We start from the raw sequence: 22047 nt of genomic DNA on the forward strand, positions 1-22047 counted from the left end.
CATGGTTGACGTACTGGATAAAATACCGGCCGCTGAAGCGTTTGCGCGCGTCTTCGAGGGGTTGCCGCGGCAGGGGCCGGGTCTGGACTGTTTTGCGCAATCATTGGCGCTTCGTCTGGGAAAAAGTTTGCCCCACAGTCCCAGAATTGCAGACATGGGATGTGGGAATGGCCGCAGTTCTCTTGTTTTGGCCAAGTCATTGGGTGCCCATGTTATTGCTGTTGACCTGCACCGTCCTTTTCTCGAAGAACTGGAACGATCCGCTGCTGTGGCGGGATTATCGGAAAATATTGATGTTCAGGCCGTTGATATGGTGGGGTCCGGCTTGGAAGAGCAGTCTCTTGATGTTGTCTGGTCCGAAGGGGCAGCCTATGTAATTGGTCTTGAAAACGCCTTGGATTCCTGGTGGTCGCTGTTGAAGCCCGGTGGTTTCTTGGTGTTGTCGGACTGGATGTGGTTAACCGCCCGTCCCCCCCATGATGCCGAGCAGTTCTGGAAGGCAGCGTATCCCGATATGCAAACCGTCTCGTCTGCAATGGTTCTGGGAATGGGAGCCGGGTATTCATTTGTCCATGCCGAGATTTTGCCCGAAGAGGGATGGTGGCTGGATTATTATGGTCCCTTGGAAAAGCGGGTAGAAGATCTGGAGGCTGACGCCTGTACAGATCAAACTCTGTCTGCTGTTATCGCGGGTGTTCGTGATGAGATTGCAACGCGGCGTCGCTTTGCCGGGAGCTATGGATGCGTCTACATGATCCTTCGTCGTCCTGTTACCGGTTCCTGATCATTCTTGTTCCTTATGATGCAATTGCGGTTTGGCATCGAAAGTAAAAAGGTTGCTTGACGCAGGCTGTAAGACGGACTACAAAGCCGTCCTCCGATAATGGCGGGTGTAGCTCAGTTGGTTAGAGCACCTGGTTGTGGTCCAGGGGGTCGCCGGTTCGAGTCCGGTCACTCGCCCCATTGAAAAAGCCTCTTCGTTATGAAGAGGCTTTTTTATTCTACCGGAGTAGGTGCTACTGTGTCGGATACAGCACGGTGACCTGATCAGGCATGTGGTTGCCCTCCTGTATTTCCTTCCCCGTTCCCCGAAGGCTGGGGCTGTCCTGCCGTTCCTTGGCCATAGGAGACCTCGAATAGCTCAACAGGATCCGGAACACCCTTGAGCTCTTGCGCCCCGCGAGAGCTGATCAGGAGATCAACGCTATCAGGAATGAGGGCCTTGGTTGACTCTCCCAGCCATATCTGACCGACACCCGCGCATGCACATACCCTGGCGGCAATTTGTACCGTTGCGCCAAAGTAGTCATTCTCTTCGACAATCGGATCACCACTGTTCATCCCGATGCGCAACTTCAGAGCAAGACGTGGCCATCTGGCAGTGTGTTCAGCGGCTTTTTCCTGGATGTTGATCGCGGCCTGAACTGCATCCAGTGCACCATCAAACGTGGCCATAATGCCGTCACCGGTATGCTTGACCTCTTTGCCCCTGTGCATGAGCAACGCATTGCGCACAATGGTATTGTGTGCACGGATGATGTCCTGCGCTGCCGCATCACCCAGTTCTTGGGTCATGCTTGTTGAATTAGCCATGTCAGTAAACAGGATGGTAACGCCGGAGGTGCTGAGTTGTTGGGTCTGCGGTGTGTTCCACTGCTTCATCACACCGCCCAGTGCGTGCAGGGGGTCTGAGTCACCGGACAGATGGGCACGCATGGCGCTGATTCCCGCTGCAATCATGGTGCGGTAGCGCACTTCCTGCCGATAGGTATCAAGGCGCTGGATCATCTGCCGGGCTTGTTCCGGCTTGGTGCCGATAATCTCCAGAGCCTGCTTGCTCAGTTCTTCTTGTTCTTTTTTGCTCAGAGACTGGGATTGAGCCAAGTGCTCGCACGCGCCGCACAGGTAAAGATTAAGGCCAAAGCGGTTGTAGGCATCCAGATTGGGATAGGATGTTTTGATGGACTCAATAATAGAGCCCAAGAACTTCATGGATTCCAGGCGTGCCTTGTCAAATGTGGGAGATGGAGCCTGTGGCTCTCCTTCTGTATCAGCCTTTGCAGGTGGCCGTTCCGGGGATGCGGTATCTGTCTTCCCGGTCTGTGTAGACTGCTTGTCCTCTGCTTTCTTCTTTTTCTTTTTCTGGGGGGCTTTTTTCGGGTCGCTTGCCTTCAGGGCGGGCCACTCGGCTTCGTCTTCTGGCAGGAGAGCCTCCAGTATGTCGCCTTTATTCGTGCCAGATCCTTCTATTTTCTCAGGGCGTGAGTCGGGTGCCCTATCAACGCGTTCAGCCAAGGCTTCTGTTGCGCTGCGTGATGAGCCGCGTGGAACGGCTTTCCGGGTGGGGGAGATCTTCTTGTCCCCGCTGTTGTCACCACCAAGAGCATCCAGCGGTACGTAGGTCATAATCAGCGGAACGGCGCCCAGCAGGAAGACGCCAACAAAAACCCCGAACAGAACAATAGACTGTGTGCCATGTTCGACGGGAAGACCGCTTTGGGCGATTTGTTTCATGACCAAAGAGGTGATGCCAGTTGCAACGATGGCAATCAGGCCGGATAGAAGCAGCACCATCGACAGGCGAAAAATGAAATCCCCTGTTTTGTTGGCGGGTTTTCCAAATTGTGGGCTGCTGCTCCGCGTACCAGTGGAGGGTGCAGACTGACCCCCATGGGAATGACGGACCGGCGCAATACCGGACTTCATCATGGATCCCGATGTTTCCGGTCTTGGTTTGACGCGGCCGGAGTAGATGATGTTCTCTTCCGTGGTGTTGTTCTCAGGGTAGTAGACCTCCTTGACAACCCGGACCGGAATATTCCGCAGCCGTTCAACTTCCTTTGCCTCTTCCATGGCGTCTTCGCGGTCACGGCCGGGATAGCGGGCGTGCAAAGTCCAGTTGCCTCGCCCGTCTTGCGTGTAAATCTCATAGTTTGTTACAGCGGCCATCTATCGCGTCTACTTGTCTGTTTTGGCAAAGTATTGAGGGGGTAGCTAGCTGAATTCTACCTGATCACAAGAGGAGAGCCAAACCGGAACTCCAGAAGAACTTGTGCCCAACGAGGAGCGGCTGTCTGCCGAATTACGGCAGCATGCCGAATATATGCCTCTTGGGAAAAGGAAAAACGCCCGCAAAAGCGGACGTTTTCCAAGCTGTCAGTAAAAGAGGCAATTTGCCTTCTTTTTTCATGTCAGCTCTTGAGGCCGAAGCCGGCGAAGCGCTTGTTAAACTTCGCGATCTGCCCGCCACTGTCAACAAGACGGTGCACACCAGTCCAAGCCGGGTGAGACTTTGGGTCGATATCAAGACGAAGGGAATCAGCCTTCAGGGTCGAACGTGTCTTGAACTCGGAACCATCCGTCATGATGACGGTGATCTCTTTGTATTCAGGATGGATGCCCTTTTTCATGACCCTTGCTCTCCAAAAAACGAGGCGACTGTATACCGCCATTGTTCCGGGCATGCAAGCCTATAATCCACAGAATATGTCACCGGCAGATCAATACGTTCTATCTTTGGTCAAGTTTTATTTCTATGCGTCGGTTCCGTGCACGTGCCTGTGGTGTTTGCCCTGCATCCAGGGGTTGGTATTCTCCAAAGCCGGCAGCAGCGAGGCGATGAGGGTCAATGCCTTGGGATATAAGGAAATTGACCACCGATATGGCCCGGGCTGATGACAATTCCCAGTTCGAACGGAACTGGGCTGTGTTGATCGGAACGCTGTCTGTATGGCCGTCAATACGCAGGATCCAGTTGATTTCCGGTGGGATTGTCCGGGCAATATCGATCAGTGTTGTGGCCAAGCGCTGCAACTTGTCTTGACCACTATCCTCCAGATCAGCCGATGCCGAGGCAAACAGGACCTCTGACTGGAAGACAAAGCGATCTCCCTCTATCCGAACGTCAGAGCGGTCCCCTAATACCTCACGCAGGCGGCCAAAGAATTCAGAGCGGTATTTTTGCAGTTCTTGAACACGTGTTGCCAGTGCCCTGTTCAATTGGCGGCCGAGATCCGAGATCTGAACCTGCTGTTCACGATTGATCTTTTCTGTGGCTTCCAGGGCTTGTGACAGTTTGGCTATTTCAGCGTTCAATGTATCAAGCTGCTGTTGCAGCAGGGCTGCCTGTGTTCGGGCCTGTTCGGCCAGACGTGTCTGTTCTGTTAATTGGCCGCTGTTGTCTGCCAGTTGCCTGTCCTTTTCCGCAATTTCCTGCTCCAGCTTTTTATGAAGAGCCTCCAAGGCTTCAATATCAGCTGTCAGCTGGGCTGTGAGCGAGCTGTGACCCTGGTTGCGATCTTCCAGCTCACGGGCACGGCTTGAAACCGTTCCCAGCTCGGCGGTCAGCGTTGCAATACGGGCCCGCATTTGCGCGCCAGCCTGTTGTTCCAGCTTCAATGCCTCAGCCAGATTGGAAATCTGGGCTGTCAGGCTGTTCACTTCCTCTTCCTTGCCTGACAGGCTGCGCCCCAGGAAAAATTGGGCCAGAACAAAAACCAGCAGGACAAACATCAAGATAATGACAAGATTGCCCAAGGCATCAACAAAGCCGGGCCAGATATCAATGGTGCGCTGGCGGGATCGACGTGTCATCAGCAGGCTGTCCAGTCAGGGGTGCTATGGGCGGGCTTCGTCAGTAAGATTGGCAATGGTCCTTGCCAACAGCTTGATCTCATTCCTTATTTCCCGCACGGCCTCTTCCCGTCCTCGTGCGCCTTCATCGGCGATACGGCCCAAGGTTATATCAATATTGCGCAGGTAGGTGCGCCCATGGTCATCCTGGCTTCCGGGCGTTTTTTCCATGGTTTCTGCCAGGGACCGTATCAGGCCCTTCATATCCACCTGGCTTTCGGCCATTTTCAGCAAGACTTGTTGTTCAGCCCGCATTTGGTCTGTCAGTGTCAGAAGGCGCTCGACCAGTTCCCGCTGGAAAGTCAGGGCCGATGTTCGGCCTTCCTCGCCGCGGGCAATCGTTCTTTGTAGCTCGTCTATACTCTCGGCTGTCTGTTCAAGCAGGGCCTGGATATAAGCTGGGACTGACTGCTCGCCTTCGCTGCCAATAACGCCGGAGGTCAGGCGGGTTATCTGCGACAGCCATTCTTCCAGATCATTATAAAAGGCGTTCTGGGCTTGCCCGGCCTGCAGGTCCATAAACCCAAGAATCAGCGAACCTGCCAGTCCGAACAGGGATGACGAGAATGCGGTTCCCATACCTTGCAGGGGTTGTTCCAGGCCCGATTTCAAGGCTGAAAACACAATGCTTGTATCGCTCTGGCTTGCGATTTCCAGCGACCCGATCACATCGGAGATCGCGCCAACCGTTTGCAACAGACCCCAGAACGTGCCCAGAAGTCCAAGAAAGATGCATACCCCGATGAAGTAGCGGGACAGGTCGCGGGCTTCATCCATGCGTGATGCTATGCCATCAAGCAGAGACCGCATTGCCGGTGCCGAAAGGGTGAAGCGGCCGCGTCCCTTGTGTTCATGGAGCATGGTCGCCATGGGTGAAAGCAGACGCGGTCCCCGTGATACAGCTTCACTGGATACGGCAGTCTCATCGCGCCGGAACCGTTCGATCCACTCCAGTTCCGGTCCCAGCGTTGTGACTTCACGCAGGTTCATGATAATACCCGCGAAAATAACCCCGATAATCAGGCCGTTCAGAACAGGGCTGGCCATAAAGAAAGGTAGCACGGCGGGCGTGAGAACAGCTCCAACACCGGCTACAACAGCAAGAAAGATACTCATGCGGACCAGGAAACGGCGGGGACGGGTCATGCGCATGCCAAGGGGCCTCATATTCAGCAATAGTCCAACACTTGTATGCATGATACCTATGATCCGGCCAGAAGTATATCAACCCTGTCTTCTCTTCCGTCCGCCACTTGCCCGCCAAGGGCGCGTACGCCGATCCGGTTTGACGGAATGCCTTTTTCCAGCAGATACGAGCGTATGGCCAAGGCTCTTGCCAGCGATGTCCGGCGTGCACGCGATGGGTTGTGCGGGTCTTTTCTGGCATAGGCCATCAGACGCGCACTGGTTTTCTTTTGTTTCTGCATGTCACGAGCCAGCGTATCCAGATGTGTTTTTGCTGCCTCGGGCAGGGTAATTTCATCGGGTTCGAAGGCAAGGGACAGGGCTGCAGGCGCAAAGGCAAGGGGATCCGTTCCCGGTTCTGTGACCTTTACGGATGGTTCTTTGCTGGTTTTAAGAGATACAGGCGATACATCCCCTTTTTCTGCGCGAGCCGGAGGTGTGATTGCTTGTAATGATACGGGCAGGGATGGTGTTACCGTGTGGTGACTCTTTTCTGTTGCCGGAGCTTTCTCTCCTCCCGGTTTTTTTTCTGCCAAGGGCTGTTCTGGCTGTGTGGGCAGCTTGTCATGAACAGGGGGAGGGACGTGAAGCCTGCTCGGCAGGCTGCGGCGTACTTTTCTTGCCGGCTCTGTAGCAAGTGATGATGTGTCAGAAATGGTATGCGGTGGGCCAAGGGCATCAAGAGCCTTGAGGTCCACAAAAACAGCGGGTCGGGAGGATGCGTCCGTGGCCCCTGCGTGAGCTGATAACGATAGCAGCATGGGCAGGCTTGCGGCCACGGATAGTCTGAGCAAGGGCAGGGGTGAGAAGGTGATTGCACGCTTCACGAGGCAGTCTCCCGGCGGTTGCCAAAGAAGAAACGGCAAGCTGACAGCAGGATTGTCAGGCAGCTTGTCGCTTCTTTCCCAGAGACTATATCACCTGTTCCGTGTGCCGCAATCAGGTTGCAACCCAAGCAGGTTCCGTGAACGTGGCGGAATTACGATTTATCTGATCCGGTGGAGCCAGGTTCCCTCAGCAGAGCGAGGAGACCATGGTGCAGCGGTTCGTTGGATGCCAGAAGATTACCCGATGCAACCGGATCGGCAGTGGTGTCCAGAGAGCTGACATATCCGCCGGCTTCCCGTACCATCAGAACGCCTGCGGCGACATCCCAGGGAGACAGGTGCGATTCCCAGAATCCATCAAAGCGTCCGGCGGCGACCCATGCCAGATCCAGGGATGCGGATCCCATGCGTCGTACTCCGGCCACCGTATTCATGATCCGCTGTAGCTGCCGCACAAAGAGGGGGTGCTCTCCGCGTCCCTTGTGGGGAATTCCGGTGCCAAGGACTGCTTCATCCGCTTTCCGGCGACCGGACACGCGCAGGCGTCTGTCGTTGAAAAATGCGCCACCACCTTTTTCAGCAGTGAAGAGTTCATTGGTGATGGGGTTGTAGGTTACGCCTGCCACAATTTCTCCTGCACGCTCCAGAGCAATGGAAACGGCAAAATGCGGGATACCGTGCAGGAAATTGGTTGTTCCATCCAGTGGGTCGATGATCCAGCGGTGTTCGGTGTCATGGCCTTCGACAACACCGCCTTCTTCCAACAAAAAGCCGAAGCCGGGCCGGGCCTTTGACAGTTCTGCACGCAAAATCTTCTCGGCTTTGAGATCTGCGGCTGATACGAAGTCACCCACGCCCTTGATCGAGACCTGAAGTTGCTCAAGTTCGCCAAAGTCGCGCACCAGCTTTCGTCCGGCTTTTTCAGCCGCCATAACCATGACATTGAGTACAGGAGAGCGAAGAGCCATTGCCTGAAAGGTTCCCTCAAAAAAGTCAGGCGGGTATGCTGCGCAGCAACAAAAGCCCGCCACAAAGCCTTGCTGCCCCGGAATGCTATGTACTGTAACCGGCCCGGGGTGTTTCTGGAACTTATCCCTTGTAGCGTTCCACGTAGGAGCATTCCTCGGTGTTGACAACCACCTTGGTGCCCGCCTCGATATGCGGTGGGATCATAATCCGCATCCCGTTTTCCAGCATGCCTGGCTTGTAGGAGGAAGAGGCTGTCTGCCCCTTGACGACGGGCTCACACTCCACAACGGCCAGAACGACCGAGTTGGGAAGCTTCACGGATACGGGCTTGCCCTCGATCAGATCGACGACGACATCCATGCCATCCTGCAGAAAGCCGCCCTTTTCACCAACCAGATCGGATTGAAGCGGAAACTGGTCGAACGTTTCCTTGTCCATGAAGTTGTAGCCGGATTCATCCTGGAACAGATATGTGCAGTCAATCTGCCGGACATCCAGCTTTTCCACGGTATCAGCCGTGCGCCAGCGTGCGTTGGACTTGTTTCCGGTATCGACATCCCGGATTTCCACGGTGATGAAGGCGCCGCCCTTTCCTGGCTGCACAATCTGGGTCTTCAGGACGCTCCAGCTGCGGCCTTCGTGTTCGATGACCATGCCGGGGCGAATCAGGTTGGCGTTAATCTTCATGTGTAAACTTCTGAAAGCTGTTTCAAGGAGAATTGGTCATAGATCGCAGCGGGCTTCCTATCAGATCGTGGCGCCTCTGGCAACAGAGCTGGCATTGTTTCTTCAATTGCTATATCAGGTGCGCTTATGACGCAGGATAAGAACAGATCATCGCTTCCACGCTGGTGGGACGCCGATTCGTTGGCGCGCCGGCTTCCTTTTCTGCGGGCTCGCCAGAATGTTATGGCCAATATCCGTACCTTTTTTGCGGCCCGGGACTTTCTGGAGGTGGAAACGCCGGCCCTGCAGTGTTCGCCGGGTCTGGAACCGCATTTGAAGGCCTTTCGTACGGTTCTTGAGGATCCGGATGGTGGGGAGCGGACATTCTATCTGCATACAAGCCCCGAATTTGCCATGAAAAAGCTTCTGGCAGGGGGCCTTCCGCGCCTGTTTCAGATTGCCCGTGTTTTCCGTAATGGTGAGCGGTCTGATACCCATCATCCAGAGTTTACAATGCTGGAGTGGTATCGGGCGCAGGCCAGCTATACGGATCTGATGGTTGATGTCGAGGAGCTTTTTACGGCTGTGGGCATCCTTCAACCGGTTTCCCGGCTGACTGTGCAAGATGCTTTCCTCCGTTATGCCGGTATCGATCTGCTGTCGACAGTATCAGATCCGTCTGATCCCGCTCCGCCACCGGATCGTTTGCGTGCAGAAGCATCCCGCATCGGGGTGTATACCGGAGCTGGTGATCGCTGGGACGATGTGTTCTTCCATATCTTTCTGGACCGTATAGAGCCTTCTCTGGGCTGTGATGGCCCCGTCATCCTGTACGATTGGCCCGCATCGATGGCGGCGTTGTCGCGGCGTTCAGCGGTTGATCCCAGGGTGTGTGAGCGTTTCGAGGTTTATCTGAACGGGGTAGAGCTGGCCAATGCATTTGGCGAATTAACCGATGCTGCGGAGCAGCGCCGCCGTTTCGAGCATGATATGGGGCTGAAACAGCGCTTGTATGGCGTGCGCTACCCGATTGATGAAGCCTTTATGGATGCGGTGTCCTGTTTGCCGGAATGTGCGGGTATTGCCTTGGGGGTAGACCGGCTGGTGATGGCGGTGGCCGGGGCCAGCCGCATCACCGATGTGCTATGGTCCGAGGTTGACTGATCTACCCTTTCAGGGGGTCATAGCTTGGTTCAGCTTCCTGATCGCGTCCGCAGGTCCCTCCGGCCAGTCCCATACGCCACTGCATACGGCCAGAAAATCAGCGCCGGCTTCAACCAGTGGGCGGGCATTGTCCGGTGTTATGCCTCCGATGGCCACGCAGGGCGGGGTCATGGTTTCTTGCCACCAGCGCAGTAATGAGACGTCGGCCATGGCTGGTGGTTCTTTGGTCTGCGTCGGATAGAAAGCTCCGAAGGCGATATAATCAGCTCCATCTTCAGCCGCCAGCATGGCCAGGTGACGACTGTCGTGGCAGGTGACGCCGACGATCCGGTCAGAGCCCATAATCCGACGTGCCTCTGTGCATCTGCTGTCATCCTGTCCGACGTGGACACCGTCACAACCGCTTTGGTTGGCCAGGTCCGGTCGGTCGTTGAGGATAAAGGCAACATCGTGCTGCTGTGCAACAGGCATGAGCTGCTCAATCGCCCGTAAAACGGTCGCATCATCCGCCGTTTTCATGCGCAGTTGCAGCGCCGCAACATCGCCTGCGCCCAAGGCTGATTCGAGTTGTTCGGCAAAGCGCGGCACATCGTGCAGGTTTGGTGGCGTGACAAGGTAAAGGCGGCATGCGTGTGAAAAGGCGACCATTATGGTTCCTGCAGGAGGTTGAGGGGCCGGCGCGGGCCGGTGCAAAGTGCCCCCTTGATAGCGTCACGATCTCCCCGGAGCAATGCTTTGCATGCATAATCTACATCTGTACACAGTCCCAGATCCAGGCGTTCCGGATAATCCAGGGCCAATCGCTGACCCAATTGCCCGGCCACGCCCCCAAGGGTTCGGATTGCTGTTGCGTGCAGGCTGTGCACAGCTACGGCAGGGATTCCGTCGCGCAGGGCTGTGAGTGCCATCCCGGCTGCATCACCGCAGTCCAGCACTAGGGTCCACCGATCCGGGGGGGTCCCGGTTGTTTCGGTCAGGCAGAGAAGCCAGAGCCATCGAGGCCCCTGCCAGCGGACGGCATCGGGCGGACTCCAGAATTCCAGGGGGCAGGCGTTGTCCATGGCGCGATACGCGTGCAGGGCTGCGCGGATGTGGTCGCGTCCGTGGATGATCATGCGCAAGGGGGCGGGGGATGACAGGGTGGGTCTCCGGACAAGCTGGACACGGCAGGAGGCAAGAATGTTGACCGGTGCCCGGGTGGTGCCTATTCTGTGCCGCCGTATGCACAGCGGCTGTGCAGTGTATTGAAACCCAATGAGGATGTCTATGTCGAGCCGGATTGAACAGGCCCTCGGCCGTCTTGATGATGCGGTGGCCGCCCTTGAGCAGGCCGGCCTGAAGGCTGCCGGAGCGTGCGACAGCAGCGAGGTTGCGCGCCTGAGCGCTGATCTGGAGGCTGTGCGTGCCGATTATGAGGCGTTACAGCTGACCAGCCAGCAGGCATCCGGGCGCATAGACGCCGCTATCAGCCGTTTACGCGCTGTACTGGAGGTATAGGCCCATGGCCAAGGTTACGCTGACGATCAACAGCCGTCATTACACCGTTGGGTGCGAAGACGGGCAGGAGGCAGAGGTCGAACTGCTTGGCCGTGATATTGATCGTCGTGCCCGGGCGCTGGCCAATGAGGCCGGTGCGGTTTCTGACGAGCTGGTCATGGTTCTTGTATCCTTGCTCTTGGCTGATGAAGCCCGCGAAGCCACCAAGGCGCGGGATGCTCTTGTCCGAAGTTTTGAGGAGGCTGTTGAAGCCCGTGACAAGGCGCAGGAGATGTCCGAGCATATCGCGCTGGAGGCGGATCAGGAAATCCGGCGGGTTGTGGATGTCCGTGATCGCCTGGAGGCGGACCGTGACGCCGCTTTGTCGGCGCATAAGGCATTGGAAGCCAGTTTCTGTGCGATGCAGCAAGAGAGAGACGCCTTGCGGGCACAGCTTGAGGAAGCGCGTCAGGCCCTTGAATCAGCCCGTCTGCACCTTGAGCAAAGGCGCGATGAGCAGTCTACCCTGCGTTTGAGCGAGGAGAATTTTGTCAGTGCGATCGAGCACATGGCAAAACGTGTGGAAACAGTTGCGCAAACGCTTTTGGTCTCCTAGACTAAGGATGTGCGAAGCTGCCTGGTTCGTCAGGTTGCACTACTCCCGGGGGCTATAATCTTAGAAAGGGGCCTGTCCCTGTTGTGGCTGTGGCTGCAGTATCATGGGTCCCACTTTGTGCTCGCGGCCTTAGTGGAGGTTGCGCTTTGCCAACGGCCCAAGGTGGCTTCGCCTCTTGATTGCGTTTTATTCGGGCCCGTGCGTCTGTGCGGGTCCGTCTTTATATGTACGATGTTTCTGATCGTGCCTTTCTGGCCTCCAGCGTGGATTATGGGTGCGTGAGCCATTGTTCCGAGGACAAGAGCCTGTTGCGTCGCGCCCTGTTACAGCGGCGTGATGATTTTGTAGCGTCCGGAGCAGCCTTGGCTGCTGGATCGGCCTTGACGGGTTTTGTTACGCGCCTTCTCCTTGAGTATTCTGCCGACCATATTGTTGCGGCTTATGTCCCCATGAGGGGCGAGCCAGACCCCATTGCGGGTGTTGCTGCTGCGGGCCGGGCCTTGGCGCTGCCGGTTGTGTGTGGTCGTGACCAGCCTCTAGTATTCCGGCGATGGCAACCTGGTGATCCTCTGGAAGAAGGCATCTGGGGAACCCGTCATCCCCCGTCATCCTGCCCGTCTGTTGTTCCGGACCTGGTTCTGGTCCCGGCTGTCGGGTTTACGGGATCCGGTGCGCGTCTTGGGTATGGTGGGGGGTTCTATGACCGGACGCTGCCTGCGCTGCATGCCCCCGGTTCCCGGGCGCCTGCTTTTGCTGTGGCGTGGGAGTGTCAAAGGGTTGATGTTCTGCCAACTGAGTCACACGACATTCCCCTGGATGGTTGGGTAACAGAGGCAGGCTTTTGCCGGCTCACCACGTCCGGGACAACCAGACAATTATAAGCAGAAGAAACGAGAGAGGTTCCAGCGTATGCGTTTGATGTATCTGGGGGATGTTGTCGGACGGGCCGGGCGCGAAAAGGCTTGCCAGGTCATTCCGGATTTGCGCAGGAGTCTCGGGCTGGATTTTGTCGCCGTGTGTGCTGAGAATGCCGCTCATGGCTTTGGTCTGACAGCGAGTATTGCCCAGGACTTTTTTGCCAGCGGTGTTGATGCCCTGACCTTGGGCAACCATGCCTGGGACCAGCGGGAGATGATCGCCTATATTGACCGGGAACCCCGGATCCTGCGCCCGATCAATTATCCTGTCGGGACCCCGGGGCGTGGGGCCATGCTTTATACAACGGCGTCGGGGCGAAGGGTTCTGGTTGTCCAGTGCATGGGGCGCCTCTTTATGGATCCGCTGGATGATCCTTTTGCGGCTGTTAATGCAGAGCTGGAGCGGTTCCGTCTGGGGGGCGGTGTTGATGCCGTGATTGTGGACATTCACGCCGAAGCAACCAGTGAAAAGATGGCTCTTGGGCATTTCTGTGACGGACGTTCTTCCTTGGTCGCGGGGACGCACTCCCATATTCCGACCGCCGATGCCCAGATTCTCCCGGGTGGTACAGCCTACATCACGGATCTGGGCATGTGCGGGGATTATGACTCTGTCATCGGTATGAAAAAAGACGTGTCCGTATCTCGCTTTGTGCGCAAGATGCCGGCCGACAAGCTTTCCCCCGCGACAGGGGACGCAACTGTGTGTGGCGTTGTCATTCAGACAGATGATCGTACAGGCTTGGCTGTGTTTGTGCATCCAATCCGGATCGGTGGGCGGTTGCAGTCAGCCATGCCTGTTTTTGACAGGGAAACACTCTGAAAACGGTGTTCTGGCCCTTGTCTTTCAGGGGGTAGTCCTGCCATAGTGCGCCGTTCGTGCCAACAGGCAGCATGACAGCTGTCCGGGTAGAGCCGGGGTTTTGGCGGGGTCGCCGTACAAATCCCGAGTTTCTGTTTCAGTTCCAGGATATCAAGATACCATGGCCGGTCATTCCAAATTCAAGAACATCATGCATCGCAAGGGTGCACAGGACGCCAAGCGCGCCAAGCTGTTTACCAAGCTGGCCAAGGAAATTTATGTGGCCGCCAGAACCGGCGGGCCGGAGCCGGAAGGCAACCCGCGCCTTCGCGCTGCGATTATGGATGCCCGCAAGAACTCCCTGCCCAAGGACAACATAGAACGTGCTCTGAAAAAGGCCCAGTCCGGTGCGGACGGGGAGGATTATGAAGAGGTACGCTATGAAGGCATGGGGCCGGGCAATGTTGCTGTTATCGTTGAGGCATTGACAGATAACCGGAACCGTACCGCTTCTGATGTGCGGGCTGTTTTTTCCAAGCATGGCGGGACGTTGACCCCGGTACAGTTCAACTTTGAGCGTGTTGGCTATATTGTCTATTCATTGTCGGTGGGGTCGCCGGATGATGTGTTGGAAGCTGCCGTTGAGGCGGGTGCCGACGATGTGGTTTCGTCTGAAGAGGAGCATGAGATCTTTTGTGCCCCTGATAGTTTGGGAGCGGTTCGCGCTGCCCTTGAGCCGGTTCTGGGAGAGCCGGAAGCCGCCCGACTGGACTGGAAAGCCCTGAATACGGTCTCGTTGGATGAAGACGGTGCACGCAGCTTGCTGAAGTTTCTGGATATTCTGGAAGATAATGATGATGTGCAGCGGGTTTTCTCCAACGAAGAGATTCCCGATGCGGTCATGGCGTGTCTTGATTGATACCATGTGGTGCCCGGGGGTGGTGCGATGACAATCCGGATATTGGGCCTTGATCCCGGGCTGCGTCACACCGGTTGGGGTGTGATCGAAGTTGCCGGGAACCGTATGCGTGTGCTTGCTGATGGCACCGTTCATACCGATGCCTCCCGGTCACTTGCCGAGCGCCTTGCCTGCCTGTTCGAAGGGCTGTCGGACGTTGTCGATCAGTGGACCCCGGATGAGTCTGCTGTCGAAGAGACCTTTGTTAACCGGAATCCTCATTCAACCCTGAAACTGGGGCAAGCGCGCGGGGTATCCCTTCTGGTTCCGGCGCGTCGGGGTATTCCTGTGGCGGAATACCAGCCATCCCAGATCAAGAAGGCTGTTGTGGGAACGGGTGCTGCAGGAAAGGAACAGGTGCAGATGATGGTGCGGACGCTGTTGCCTGGCTGTAGCATCAGTACAGCAGATGCGGCTGATGCACTGGCTGTTGCTGTGTGTCATGCTCACTTCCGGTCCTCGTCGATGGCATTGGCGGCGCTGGCAGGAGGGAAACGCTGATGATTGCAAAGCTGCGGGGTGTGGTTGACAGCACCGGTGATGACTGGGTTGTCATTGATGTGGGTGGGGTTGGCTATCTTGTCTTTGCTTCCACCCGTACCTTGTCACGCGTTTCAGTAGGGGAAGCCGTTGCCCTGATCGTGGAAACCCATGTCCGGGAAGATCATATCCACCTGTACGGCTTTTCAGCCGAAGCGGAGCGCGCTTTCTTTCGCCTTCTTCTGACAGTTCAAGGAGTTGGGGCCAAGGTTGCCCTGGCGATCCTGTCCGTTGGATCACCTGATGATATCGCACGTGCAATTGCGGCGGCGGATCGGGGTATGCTAACCCGCGCCACGGGGGTGGGTCCCAAGCTGGCCGGCCGTATTGTTGCAGAGTTGAAGGACAAAGTTGTGGCCTTTCCTGCTCATGCTGGCGGGGTTGGCGCAGAGAGTGTGTCCCGGATTGGTCCTGTGTCTGTGGCTCCTGTTGCAGGTGCTTGTGACGTGTCTGGTGATGCGGTATCAGCCTTGGTCAATCTGGGTTATGGCCGTGCTGATGCGTTTGCTGCCGTTTCTGTCAGTGCCCGTGACCTGGGTGAGAATGCGACTGTACAGGGGCTGTTGTCGGCCTCGCTGCGTTATCTGGGCCGGGGGCTTCAGGCATGAAAGGCAATGCGGAGGATCCGCGCCTGATTTCCGGTGCTTTGCAGGAGGGGGATGGAGAACTTCACATCCGTCCCCAGACCTTGGGTGAGTTTATCGGTCAGCGCTTGGCGTGCGAAAATCTCTCGGTCTTTGTCAAAGCAGCCCGCGCACGTGGTGATGCCCTGGATCATGTGTTGCTGCATGGCCCGCCGGGGCTGGGCAAGACAACCTTGGCCCAGATTGTATCCCGCGAACTGGGCGTTGGTTTCCGGGCCACGTCCGGTCCGATGATTGCCCGTGCCGGTGATCTTGCGGCCTTGCTGACCAACCTTGAAAAGAACGATGTTCTTTTTATTGATGAAATTCATCGCCTCAATCCGGCCATAGAAGAAGTTCTGTATTCTGCTATGGAGGATTTTCAGCTTGACCTGATTATTGGCGAGGGGCCTTCGGCGCGTAGTGTGCGGATTGATCTTCAGCCGTTTACCCTTGTCGGGGCCACGACCCGTTCCGGTCTTCTTACAACGCCTCTCAGGGATCGTTTCGGGATACCCGTGCGCCTGAATTTCTATGAACCGGAGGAACTGGTGGCAATTGTGCGCCGTGGTGCCGGCATTCTGGGGCTGGATCTGACAGAGGATGGTGCGATGGAAGTCGCATGCCGGTCACGTGGCACCCCGCGTGTGGCCGGGCGCCTGCTGCGTCGCGTCCGGGATTTTGCCATGGTATCAGGGCGCACGCCTGTTGATGCCTTTGTCGCCGATGCCGCCTTGGCCCGCCTGGAGGTTGACAAGAAGGGCCTTGATGCCATGGATCTGCGCTATCTGACCTGTGTCGCCCGTAATTATGGAGGTGGTCCTGTCGGGGTGGAAACCCTTGCTGCGGCGATGTCTGAAGAGCGAGATACCCTGGAGGAAGTGATCGAGCCATTCCTGTTGCAGCAAGGCTTGATCCAGCGTACTTCGCGGGGTCGTATCCTCTCGGAAGCCGGGTATGCCCACTTGGGACTGCCTGCCCCTGTGCGGGACTATCAGCAGCTGGATCTTCTGGCCAGCTCATTCCCCGGAGGTGGTGAGGGATGAGCGGGCTTGGTCCCCACGTTCTGCCGGTGCGGGTCTATTATGAAGACACGGATGCTGGCGGTGTTGTCTATTACGCAAATTATTTGAAATTTGCCGAGCGCGCCCGCACGGAGATGATCCGTACGCTGGGTATCGAACAGGAAAGATTGCGGCAGCAGCAGGATATTACGTTTGTTGTTCGGTCGTGCTCGGTTGAGTTCATGCGTCCGGCCCGGTTGGATGACCTGCTGCATGTAGAGACCCGGATACGCTGTATATCAGGCGCCCGCGTTGACATGGAGCAGGCTATCCACCGTGTATCCGATCCGTCCGGATTGACGGATGATGCGCTTCTCGTCACCCTTTCTGTGCGCCTTGCGTGTTTGAACGGATCGGGTCGCCCGGTTCGTTTGCCTGCACGTGTGCATAGAGCCTTTGTTGGCAGCATGGATTCGTCTGTGTCTGTCTTTCCTTAGACACTTTACTTGGTTCGGAACGATCATGGACCCCACTGTCCTGCCTCAAGCCGCTGTGGCCGCTGCCGATCTCTCTCCTCTTGGCCTGTTCTGGCAAGCTGACCTTGTCGTCAAGACGGTCATGCTGGGGCTTGTCCTGGCTTCGATCTGGAGCTGGGCCATCATTTTCGACAAAGCCCTGAAGCTGCGTTATCTCAATACCAAGGTAGACAAGTTCGAGGAGAAGTTTTGGTCAGGTGGATCGCTGGAAGAGCTGTACGAGCGTCTCAGCAACCGTCCTGCCGATCCCATGTCGGCTGTTTTCGTTGCCGCGATGAGGGAGTGGCGTCGCTCATCGGGACGCCCGGGAACCGGGGATACAGGCATTCGTGCTCACTTTGCCCAAAGGGTAGAGCGTGTGATGCACATAACCGTTGCCCGTGAGATGGAAGGGCTGGAGAAACGGATTGGTTTCCTGGCTTCGACCGGGTCGGTGGCGCCCTTTGTTGGCTTGTTTGGAACGGTGTGGGGTATCATGCACTCGTTCCATTCCATCGGTGTCAGCAAGGACACCAGCCTGGCAACTGTCGCACCTGGTATCGCGGAGGCTCTTTTTGCCACAGCGATCGGTCTGGTGGCGGCTATTCCAGCCTTGGTTGCCTATAACAAGATTTCGTCGGATCTCGATCGTTTTGCCCAGCGGCTGGACAACTTTTCCGGTGAATTCGGGGCCATTCTATCCCGTCAGCTTGACGAGCGCGGCTGATAGCAGGAGTACGATCTTATGGGCATGACGGTGCAATCTTCAGGTGCTCGTGGAGGCGGGTTTCGTCGTCGCCGCCGTCCTGTTGCTGAAATCAACATGACGCCAATGATTGATGTGATGCTGGTCCTCCTTGTTATCTTTATGGTGACGGCGCCGTTGTTGACAACCGGTGTCAGCGTTGATCTGCCCCGGGCCAAGGCTCCTCAGATTTCCGAGCCGGATAACAAGGCTCTGACCGTTTCTGTTGCAGCAGATGGTCAGGTGTATCTGAACCAGACACCGATTTCCCTGGATCTATTGCCGGCCCGGGTTCGGGCCATTGCCGGTGTCAATCCGGATGTACGGATCTATGTCCGCGCCGATGGCCAACTTCAGTATGGTGTTGTGATGCACATTCTGGGCAGCCTGCATGCTGCCGGTTTTTCCAAGGCTGCCCTGGTTACGCAGACGCCCGCGGCTTCCGCGGCTAAACGTTAGTTTGGATGGCGCAGTGTGCACATGAAACGTCGCGGTATGTGCAACGGGTTGGTTGTTTCTGTCACGCTGCATGTTGTAGTGCTGTTGCTGGCTGTGTTTGGTTTTCCTTCCCTGTTCGATGAGCCGGAGCCAATTGAGACGGCCATGATTGTTGATCTTGTCGAGATTGCTGAGCGTACGGCGGCACCTCCCCCTGTCAAGAAGGTTGAGGAGCCAAAGGAGGAACCGAAGCCGGAACCAAAGCAAGATGATCAGCCCAAGCCGCAGGTGCGTGCCGATGCTGCTGTCCCTCAGCCAAAACAGGCACCGGAGCCAGAGCCGAAGAAAGCAGAGCCAAAGCCGGTTGAGCCTCCGAAACCTGATCCTGAAAAAGCAGAGCCCAAAAAACCGGAACCCAAGAAGCCAGAGCCAAAGAAACCTGAACCGAAGAAGCAGGACACGCAGAAGGCCAAGCCCAAGGATGATGACCCGTTCAAGGATCTGATGAAGAATGTCGAAAAATTTCGCGAGAAGTCAGAGCCTGCCACACCGGAAAAGAAGTCAACCCCACAGCAACCTTCCAATCAGCCGAGAGTTCTGAATGCCCCTCTTGCCGATCGGGCTACCATGACGGAGCTGGATGCCATAAGGGCGCAGATTGAACGGAACTGGGCTGTTGATACCGGTGCCAAGGGGGTGGAAAGTATGGTGATCCCGCTTAAGGTTCGCATTACCCCGGAAGGGATGGTAACCAGTGTCGATGTTCTTGATACACAGCGTTATGGCAGTGACTCATCGTATCGGGCTGTTGCGGAATCAGCGCGTCGGGCTGTGTACCGGTCGCAGCCAATCCGCTATCCTTTGCAAAAGTATGAGACGTTCAAGTCCATGGAACTTGTCTTCAGTCCTCAGTCCCGGATGTAACCGGAGCAGAGGGTATGATTTTTCCGGAAGGAACCAGGAAGCGATGATAAAGTGTGGTCGTTCTGTCACTGCAGGTGCTTTGAAGTTCGGTATTCTTGTCTTTGTGATCGCGGTTGGCCTTGGCATCGGTACTCCGTCATGGGCAGAGGTGCGCATTGATATTACCCGTGGCCGGGTTGAGCCAACGCCTGTGGCTGTTCCTGATTTTGTGGCCTCGGACTCAAACCGTTCGGTTGGCGCAGATGTCGCGTCGGTGGTTTCAGCCGACCTGGAGCGTTCGGGACTTTTCCTGCCATTGGACCGGTCAGCATTCATTCAGCAGTTTTCAGGTCTGGATGAGCCACCGCACTTTGCCGACTGGCGCACGATCAATGCACAGGTTCTGGTGCAAGGTGCCGTAGAGTCACACGGGCCTGGCACGGTACGGATTGCCTTCCGTCTCTGGGATATTTTCACGGGGCAGCAGGTTCTGGGTAAATCGTTTACAGCGGCCCCGGATAACTGGCGCCGTGTTGCGCATATGATTTCTGACGAGATCTACAAGCGTTTGACCGGTGAAGACGGTTATTTTGATACCCGTATTGTCTATGTTGCAGAAAGCGGGCCGGTAACACGCAGGGTCAAACGCTTGGCGATCATGGATCAGGATGGTGCCAATCACCAGTATCTGACTGATGGCTCGTCGATGGTACTGACTCCGCGCTTTTCGCCGACTGCGCAGGAAATTACCTATATGAGTTTCTATGGCGACAGCCCCAGGGTCTATTTGTACAACATCGACTCTGGCCGGCAGGAGCTTCTGGGTGATTTTCCAGGCATGACATTTGCACCGCGTTTTTCACCTGATGGAAACAAGGTTGTCCTGTCTATGGCGAAAGATGGTAACACCGACATCTTCGAGATGGATTTACGAACCCGGCGCCGTATTCAACTGACGAATGCGTCTGCGATTGATACGTCGCCTTCTTATTCGCCTGATGGTTACCGTATTGTTTTCAACTCGGATCGTGGCGGCACCCAGCAGCTTTACGTAATGGACTCCGATGGAAGCAGTGTTCGCCGCATCAGCTTCGGCGAGGGACGTTATGCCACTCCGGTTTGGTCCCCGCGGGGAGATCTGGTTGCTTTTACAAAGATGAAGGGCGGTGAATTCTACATTGGCGTCATGAAGCCGGATGGAAGTGGTGAACGCATGCTGTCATCGGGTTTCCTGATGGAAAGCCCGACATGGGCGCCAAATGGTCGTGTCCTGATGTATTACAGAAGCGAGAAGAGCGGAAATCCCCAGCTTTATTCGATTGATCTCACAGGTTACAACGAGCGGCGCGTTATCACACCCCAGGCTGCGTCAGATCCGGCGTGGTCACCACTTTTGCCGTAATCGTGACATGGCATTGCATCAAACGGACTGTACGGAGTTGAGAAAAACCAGTATAAGGCCGTCTTGGGGTCCGTTTTCGGGCCTGCCTGCTCTGTGCGCAATATCCTTGTGGTCTTGCGTCCCGGAGCTTCCTTAACCCCATTACGTGAGCTGAGGGGAAAAACAATGAAGTTCCGCCTGTTGCCCGTTCTCGCCGCCGTAGCCCTTTTGTCCGCATGCGGTACCGCCTCTGATGAGTCGGCCAGCGGTTCCATGGGCAAAGCCGCTCCTGCTCCCGGGTCGGTTGAAGAGTTCATGACCGTTGTGGGCGATCGTGTCCACTTTGGTTTTGACAAGTACACCCTGACTCCGGAAGCACAGGCTACCCTGCGTAACCAAGCCGCTTGGCTGAAGCGCTACTCCAGCACGACCCTGATGATTGAAGGGCATGCTGACGAGCGCGGTACGCGTGAGTACAACCTTGGTCTGGGTGAGCGTCGTGCGAACTCCGTCAAGAAGTTCCTGATTGCCCAAGGTGTGAGTGCCAGCCGTCTGAAAGTGACCTCCTATGGCAAGGAGCGTCCGGAATGCGGTGATGCAACTGAAGCCTGCTACACCAAAAATCGTCGCGGTGTTTCTGTTCTGCACTGATCAGCTGCATTAGACTCCGCTGCGCTTGTGCGGCGTGCGGTGTCGATACGGCAACACGTGTGTTAAAAAGTACCCGTCAGCTATTGGCTGCTTATGCAGCTGGTGGCTGCGGGTGCTTTTTATTTTTCCAGGCCATATAGGTTGCTGTTTTTTTGTTGGCTTTCTGTAGACGTGTAGGATGTTATCGTGTGTCTTGGACACGGTGTTCTGGTCTACAGAAATTCGGGAATGTTGTATGACTGACGGGGCTGCTCTTTTCTCTTTGCCTGTGCTGTTGCGTTTTTCATGTGCCGGCTGTGGCGTGATAGCGTGTCTTCTAGTGTCTGCTCCGGCTGTGGCCCGTGATGGCTTTTCCTCCTCGGGTGTTCGTATGGCCCAGGCCGATAGCGCCGGCCTTGTTTCCGAGCTTCTGGTCAAGGTTGGTGAACTGGAGCGTCTGAACCAGGAATTGACAGGCCGCCTGGAAGAAGTCCAACACGAGAACCAGCAACTGTCCGAGCGCTTTGATGCCTATGTCAAAGATGCGGAGTTTCGTTTCCAGGAACTGGAAAAAGGACGGAGTGGGGCATCCCCTGCATCCGGTTTTTCTTCTGAGCCTGCGTCTGGTGGTCGGGCCTTTGTTCCTTCCGAGCCTATGGATCCCGGTCAGAAATATACGCGTGCCTTCAATTTATTGCGCACAAACGATTACCCGGCAGCGCAGGTGGCTTTCCAGGATTTCATCAAAGAAAATCCTGGTCATGATCTGGCGGGGAATGCCCAGTATTGGCTTGGTGAAACGTTCTATGTGCGCGGCAATTACAAGCAGGCGGCTGTCTCTTTCCTGGATGGGTACAAGAAATATCCCAAGAGCACGAAGGCACCCGATAACTTGCTGAAGCTTGGGTTAACCATGGGCAAGCTGGGTCAGAACAAGGAGGCCTGTGCTGCTTTGGGCAAGCTCAAGTCCGAGTATCCTGCTGCACCGGATGCGATAAAGCGTCGTTTGGGGAGCGAGAAAGAACGTCTGAAATGTTCATTCTGACCCAGTCGGTT

At 56.2% G+C, this 22047-nt stretch carries 26 protein-coding genes, 1 tRNA gene and 1 other RNA gene; 19 read left to right on the plus strand and 9 right to left on the minus strand.

Going from position 1 to position 22047, the window contains the following annotated elements; all coding sequences use genetic code 11:
- Position 1: 1 nt before the first annotated feature.
- Together HEQ61_RS00490 and HEQ61_RS00495 are read left to right on the plus strand one after the other, a co-directional pair.
- Positions 2 to 784 (plus strand): class I SAM-dependent methyltransferase, encoded by a 783-nt coding sequence (locus HEQ61_RS00490; protein WP_168018640.1) that lies wholly within the window; start codon positions 2 to 4, stop codon positions 782 to 784.
- Positions 785 to 886: 102 nt separating this feature from the next.
- Positions 887 to 963 (plus strand) — tRNA-His (locus tag HEQ61_RS00495).
- Between the two features lie 84 nt (positions 964 to 1047).
- Here HEQ61_RS00495 and HEQ61_RS00500 read toward each other — a convergent pair.
- The 7 genes from HEQ61_RS00500 to efp form a co-directional block, all read right to left on the minus strand.
- Entirely contained in the window at positions 1048 to 2949 is a 1902-nt protein-coding gene (locus HEQ61_RS00500) for an adenylate/guanylate cyclase domain-containing protein (protein ID WP_168018642.1), read from the minus strand.
- A gap of 242 nt (positions 2950 to 3191) precedes the next feature.
- The gene (gene rpmE, locus HEQ61_RS00505) at positions 3192 to 3410 is read right to left on the minus strand and encodes a 50S ribosomal protein L31 (protein ID WP_167804601.1); all 219 of its coding nucleotides are present in this window, start codon (positions 3408 to 3410) and stop codon (positions 3192 to 3194) included.
- Positions 3411 to 3510: 100 nt separating this feature from the next.
- Positions 3511 to 4593, minus strand: coding sequence for a peptidoglycan -binding protein (locus HEQ61_RS00510; protein WP_168018644.1), 1083 nt, complete (start codon positions 4591 to 4593; stop codon positions 3511 to 3513).
- A 24-nt stretch (positions 4594 to 4617) separates the two neighbouring features.
- A complete protein-coding gene (locus tag HEQ61_RS00515) occupies positions 4618 to 5829 on the minus strand; it encodes a flagellar motor protein MotA (protein ID WP_245183034.1) in 1212 nt (403 codons plus the stop codon).
- A gap of 5 nt (positions 5830 to 5834) precedes the next feature.
- Positions 5835 to 6644: an OmpA family protein gene (locus HEQ61_RS00520; protein WP_168018646.1), complete on the minus strand. Its 810-nt coding sequence runs from the start codon at positions 6642 to 6644 to the stop codon at positions 5835 to 5837.
- Positions 6645 to 6796: 152 nt separating this feature from the next.
- A complete protein-coding gene (locus HEQ61_RS00525; protein ID WP_168018648.1) occupies positions 6797 to 7612 on the minus strand; it encodes an inositol monophosphatase family protein in 816 nt (271 codons plus the stop codon).
- Between the two features lie 121 nt (positions 7613 to 7733).
- On the minus strand, positions 7734 to 8300 hold the full coding sequence (gene efp / locus HEQ61_RS00530; protein ID WP_168018650.1) for an elongation factor P: 567 nt from the start codon (positions 8298 to 8300) through the stop codon (positions 7734 to 7736).
- A 126-nt stretch (positions 8301 to 8426) separates the two neighbouring features.
- Here efp and epmA point away from each other — a divergent pair, with 126 nt between their 5' ends.
- Positions 8427 to 9443 (plus strand): EF-P lysine aminoacylase EpmA, encoded by a 1017-nt coding sequence (epmA, locus tag HEQ61_RS00535; RefSeq protein ID WP_168018652.1) that lies wholly within the window; start codon positions 8427 to 8429, stop codon positions 9441 to 9443.
- 9 nt (positions 9444 to 9452) lie between these two features.
- On the opposite strand, the gene thiE is transcribed toward epmA, so the two are convergent.
- A complete protein-coding gene (gene thiE, locus HEQ61_RS00540; protein ID WP_168018654.1) occupies positions 9453 to 10091 on the minus strand; it encodes a thiamine phosphate synthase in 639 nt (212 codons plus the stop codon).
- Complete coding sequence (locus HEQ61_RS00545; protein WP_168018656.1) at positions 10091 to 10558, minus strand: hypothetical protein; 468 nt, start codon at positions 10556 to 10558, stop codon at positions 10091 to 10093. The genes thiE and HEQ61_RS00545 overlap by 1 nt, the downstream gene beginning before the upstream one ends.
- A gap of 151 nt (positions 10559 to 10709) precedes the next feature.
- Here HEQ61_RS00545 and HEQ61_RS00550 point away from each other — a divergent pair, with 151 nt between their 5' ends.
- From HEQ61_RS00550 to ybgF, 16 genes are all read left to right on the plus strand, one after another.
- Positions 10710 to 10940, plus strand: coding sequence for a hypothetical protein (locus tag HEQ61_RS00550; RefSeq protein WP_168018658.1), 231 nt, complete (start codon positions 10710 to 10712; stop codon positions 10938 to 10940).
- A gap of 4 nt (positions 10941 to 10944) precedes the next feature.
- Positions 10945 to 11535, plus strand: coding sequence for a cell division protein ZapA (gene zapA, locus HEQ61_RS00555; RefSeq protein WP_168018660.1), 591 nt, complete (start codon positions 10945 to 10947; stop codon positions 11533 to 11535).
- A gap of 11 nt (positions 11536 to 11546) precedes the next feature.
- Positions 11547 to 11708: non-coding RNA, 6S RNA (gene ssrS / locus HEQ61_RS00560), on the plus strand.
- Positions 11709 to 11759: 51 nt separating this feature from the next.
- Positions 11760 to 12416: a 5-formyltetrahydrofolate cyclo-ligase gene (locus HEQ61_RS00565; RefSeq protein WP_168018662.1), complete on the plus strand. Its 657-nt coding sequence runs from the start codon at positions 11760 to 11762 to the stop codon at positions 12414 to 12416.
- Positions 12417 to 12444: 28 nt separating this feature from the next.
- Positions 12445 to 13275, plus strand: coding sequence for a YmdB family metallophosphoesterase (locus HEQ61_RS00570; RefSeq protein ID WP_168018664.1), 831 nt, complete (start codon positions 12445 to 12447; stop codon positions 13273 to 13275).
- Positions 13276 to 13435: 160 nt separating this feature from the next.
- The gene (locus HEQ61_RS00575; RefSeq protein WP_168018666.1) at positions 13436 to 14173 is read left to right on the plus strand and encodes a YebC/PmpR family DNA-binding transcriptional regulator; all 738 of its coding nucleotides are present in this window, start codon (positions 13436 to 13438) and stop codon (positions 14171 to 14173) included.
- A gap of 33 nt (positions 14174 to 14206) precedes the next feature.
- The gene (gene ruvC, locus HEQ61_RS00580; RefSeq protein ID WP_168019201.1) at positions 14207 to 14713 is read left to right on the plus strand and encodes a crossover junction endodeoxyribonuclease RuvC; all 507 of its coding nucleotides are present in this window, start codon (positions 14207 to 14209) and stop codon (positions 14711 to 14713) included.
- The gene (gene ruvA, locus HEQ61_RS00585) at positions 14713 to 15360 is read left to right on the plus strand and encodes a Holliday junction branch migration protein RuvA (RefSeq protein WP_168018668.1); all 648 of its coding nucleotides are present in this window, start codon (positions 14713 to 14715) and stop codon (positions 15358 to 15360) included. The genes ruvC and ruvA overlap by 1 nt, the downstream gene beginning before the upstream one ends.
- The gene (gene ruvB, locus HEQ61_RS00590) at positions 15357 to 16421 is read left to right on the plus strand and encodes a Holliday junction branch migration DNA helicase RuvB (RefSeq protein ID WP_168018670.1); all 1065 of its coding nucleotides are present in this window, start codon (positions 15357 to 15359) and stop codon (positions 16419 to 16421) included. Before ruvA ends, ruvB begins: the two co-directional genes overlap by 4 nt.
- Entirely contained in the window at positions 16418 to 16876 is a 459-nt protein-coding gene (gene ybgC, locus HEQ61_RS00595; protein WP_168018672.1) for a tol-pal system-associated acyl-CoA thioesterase, read from the plus strand. Before ruvB ends, ybgC begins: the two co-directional genes overlap by 4 nt.
- 25 nt (positions 16877 to 16901) lie before the next feature.
- On the plus strand, positions 16902 to 17621 hold the full coding sequence (gene tolQ, locus HEQ61_RS00600; RefSeq protein WP_168018674.1) for a protein TolQ: 720 nt from the start codon (positions 16902 to 16904) through the stop codon (positions 17619 to 17621).
- Between the two features lie 18 nt (positions 17622 to 17639).
- Positions 17640 to 18098 carry an ExbD/TolR family protein gene (locus HEQ61_RS00605; RefSeq protein ID WP_168018676.1) on the plus strand — a complete coding sequence of 153 codons (459 nt, stop codon included), beginning with the start codon at positions 17640 to 17642 and terminating at the stop codon, positions 18096 to 18098.
- A gap of 21 nt (positions 18099 to 18119) precedes the next feature.
- Positions 18120 to 19001, plus strand: coding sequence for a TonB C-terminal domain-containing protein (locus tag HEQ61_RS00610; protein WP_168018678.1), 882 nt, complete (start codon positions 18120 to 18122; stop codon positions 18999 to 19001).
- 43 nt (positions 19002 to 19044) lie between these two features.
- Complete coding sequence (gene tolB / locus HEQ61_RS00615; protein WP_168018680.1) at positions 19045 to 20382, plus strand: Tol-Pal system beta propeller repeat protein TolB; 1338 nt, start codon at positions 19045 to 19047, stop codon at positions 20380 to 20382.
- A gap of 165 nt (positions 20383 to 20547) precedes the next feature.
- Positions 20548 to 21012, plus strand: coding sequence for a peptidoglycan-associated lipoprotein Pal (gene pal, locus HEQ61_RS00620; protein ID WP_168018682.1), 465 nt, complete (start codon positions 20548 to 20550; stop codon positions 21010 to 21012).
- A gap of 235 nt (positions 21013 to 21247) precedes the next feature.
- Positions 21248 to 22036 carry a tol-pal system protein YbgF gene (gene ybgF, locus HEQ61_RS00625; protein ID WP_168018683.1) on the plus strand — a complete coding sequence of 263 codons (789 nt, stop codon included), beginning with the start codon at positions 21248 to 21250 and terminating at the stop codon, positions 22034 to 22036.
- Positions 22037 to 22047: the final 11 nt, after the last annotated feature.

It is taken from the genome of Haematospirillum sp. H4485 (genome assembly GCF_012102745.1).
In the GTDB taxonomy this organism is placed as follows: Bacteria; Pseudomonadota; Alphaproteobacteria; order Rhodospirillales; family Rhodospirillaceae; genus Haematospirillum.

Excerpts from the sequence above, each read along its gene's own strand:
- HEQ61_RS00490 (WP_168018640.1), top strand. The coding sequence starts at position 2 with ATGGTTGACGTACTGGATAAAATACCGGCCGCTGAAGCGTTTGCGCGC.
- HEQ61_RS00500 (WP_168018642.1), bottom strand. The coding sequence starts at position 2,949 with ATGGCCGCTGTAACAAACTATGAGATTTACACGCAAGACGGGCGAGGC.
- rpmE (WP_167804601.1), bottom strand. The coding sequence starts at position 3,410 with ATGAAAAAGGGCATCCATCCTGAATACAAAGAGATCACCGTCATCATG.
- HEQ61_RS00510 (WP_168018644.1), bottom strand. The coding sequence starts at position 4,593 with ATGACACGTCGATCCCGCCAGCGCACCATTGATATCTGGCCCGGCTTT.
- HEQ61_RS00515 (WP_245183034.1), bottom strand. The coding sequence starts at position 5,829 with ATGCATACAAGTGTTGGACTATTGCTGAATATGAGGCCCCTTGGCATG.
- HEQ61_RS00525 (WP_168018648.1), bottom strand. The coding sequence starts at position 7,612 with ATGGCTCTTCGCTCTCCTGTACTCAATGTCATGGTTATGGCGGCTGAA.
- efp (WP_168018650.1), bottom strand. The coding sequence starts at position 8,300 with ATGAAGATTAACGCCAACCTGATTCGCCCCGGCATGGTCATCGAACAC.
- epmA (WP_168018652.1), top strand. The coding sequence starts at position 8,427 with ATGACGCAGGATAAGAACAGATCATCGCTTCCACGCTGGTGGGACGCC.
- thiE (WP_168018654.1), bottom strand. The coding sequence starts at position 10,091 with ATGGTCGCCTTTTCACACGCATGCCGCCTTTACCTTGTCACGCCACCA.
- HEQ61_RS00545 (WP_168018656.1), bottom strand. The coding sequence starts at position 10,558 with ATGATCATCCACGGACGCGACCACATCCGCGCAGCCCTGCACGCGTAT.
- HEQ61_RS00550 (WP_168018658.1), top strand. The coding sequence starts at position 10,710 with ATGTCGAGCCGGATTGAACAGGCCCTCGGCCGTCTTGATGATGCGGTG.
- zapA (WP_168018660.1), top strand. The coding sequence starts at position 10,945 with ATGGCCAAGGTTACGCTGACGATCAACAGCCGTCATTACACCGTTGGG.
- HEQ61_RS00565 (WP_168018662.1), top strand. The coding sequence starts at position 11,760 with ATGTACGATGTTTCTGATCGTGCCTTTCTGGCCTCCAGCGTGGATTAT.
- HEQ61_RS00570 (WP_168018664.1), top strand. The coding sequence starts at position 12,445 with ATGCGTTTGATGTATCTGGGGGATGTTGTCGGACGGGCCGGGCGCGAA.
- HEQ61_RS00575 (WP_168018666.1), top strand. The coding sequence starts at position 13,436 with ATGGCCGGTCATTCCAAATTCAAGAACATCATGCATCGCAAGGGTGCA.
- ruvA (WP_168018668.1), top strand. The coding sequence starts at position 14,713 with ATGATTGCAAAGCTGCGGGGTGTGGTTGACAGCACCGGTGATGACTGG.
- ruvB (WP_168018670.1), top strand. The coding sequence starts at position 15,357 with ATGAAAGGCAATGCGGAGGATCCGCGCCTGATTTCCGGTGCTTTGCAG.
- ybgC (WP_168018672.1), top strand. The coding sequence starts at position 16,418 with ATGAGCGGGCTTGGTCCCCACGTTCTGCCGGTGCGGGTCTATTATGAA.
- tolQ (WP_168018674.1), top strand. The coding sequence starts at position 16,902 with ATGGACCCCACTGTCCTGCCTCAAGCCGCTGTGGCCGCTGCCGATCTC.
- HEQ61_RS00605 (WP_168018676.1), top strand. The coding sequence starts at position 17,640 with ATGGGCATGACGGTGCAATCTTCAGGTGCTCGTGGAGGCGGGTTTCGT.
- HEQ61_RS00610 (WP_168018678.1), top strand. The coding sequence starts at position 18,120 with ATGAAACGTCGCGGTATGTGCAACGGGTTGGTTGTTTCTGTCACGCTG.
- tolB (WP_168018680.1), top strand. The coding sequence starts at position 19,045 with ATGATAAAGTGTGGTCGTTCTGTCACTGCAGGTGCTTTGAAGTTCGGT.
- pal (WP_168018682.1), top strand. The coding sequence starts at position 20,548 with ATGAAGTTCCGCCTGTTGCCCGTTCTCGCCGCCGTAGCCCTTTTGTCC.
- ybgF (WP_168018683.1), top strand. The coding sequence starts at position 21,248 with ATGACTGACGGGGCTGCTCTTTTCTCTTTGCCTGTGCTGTTGCGTTTT.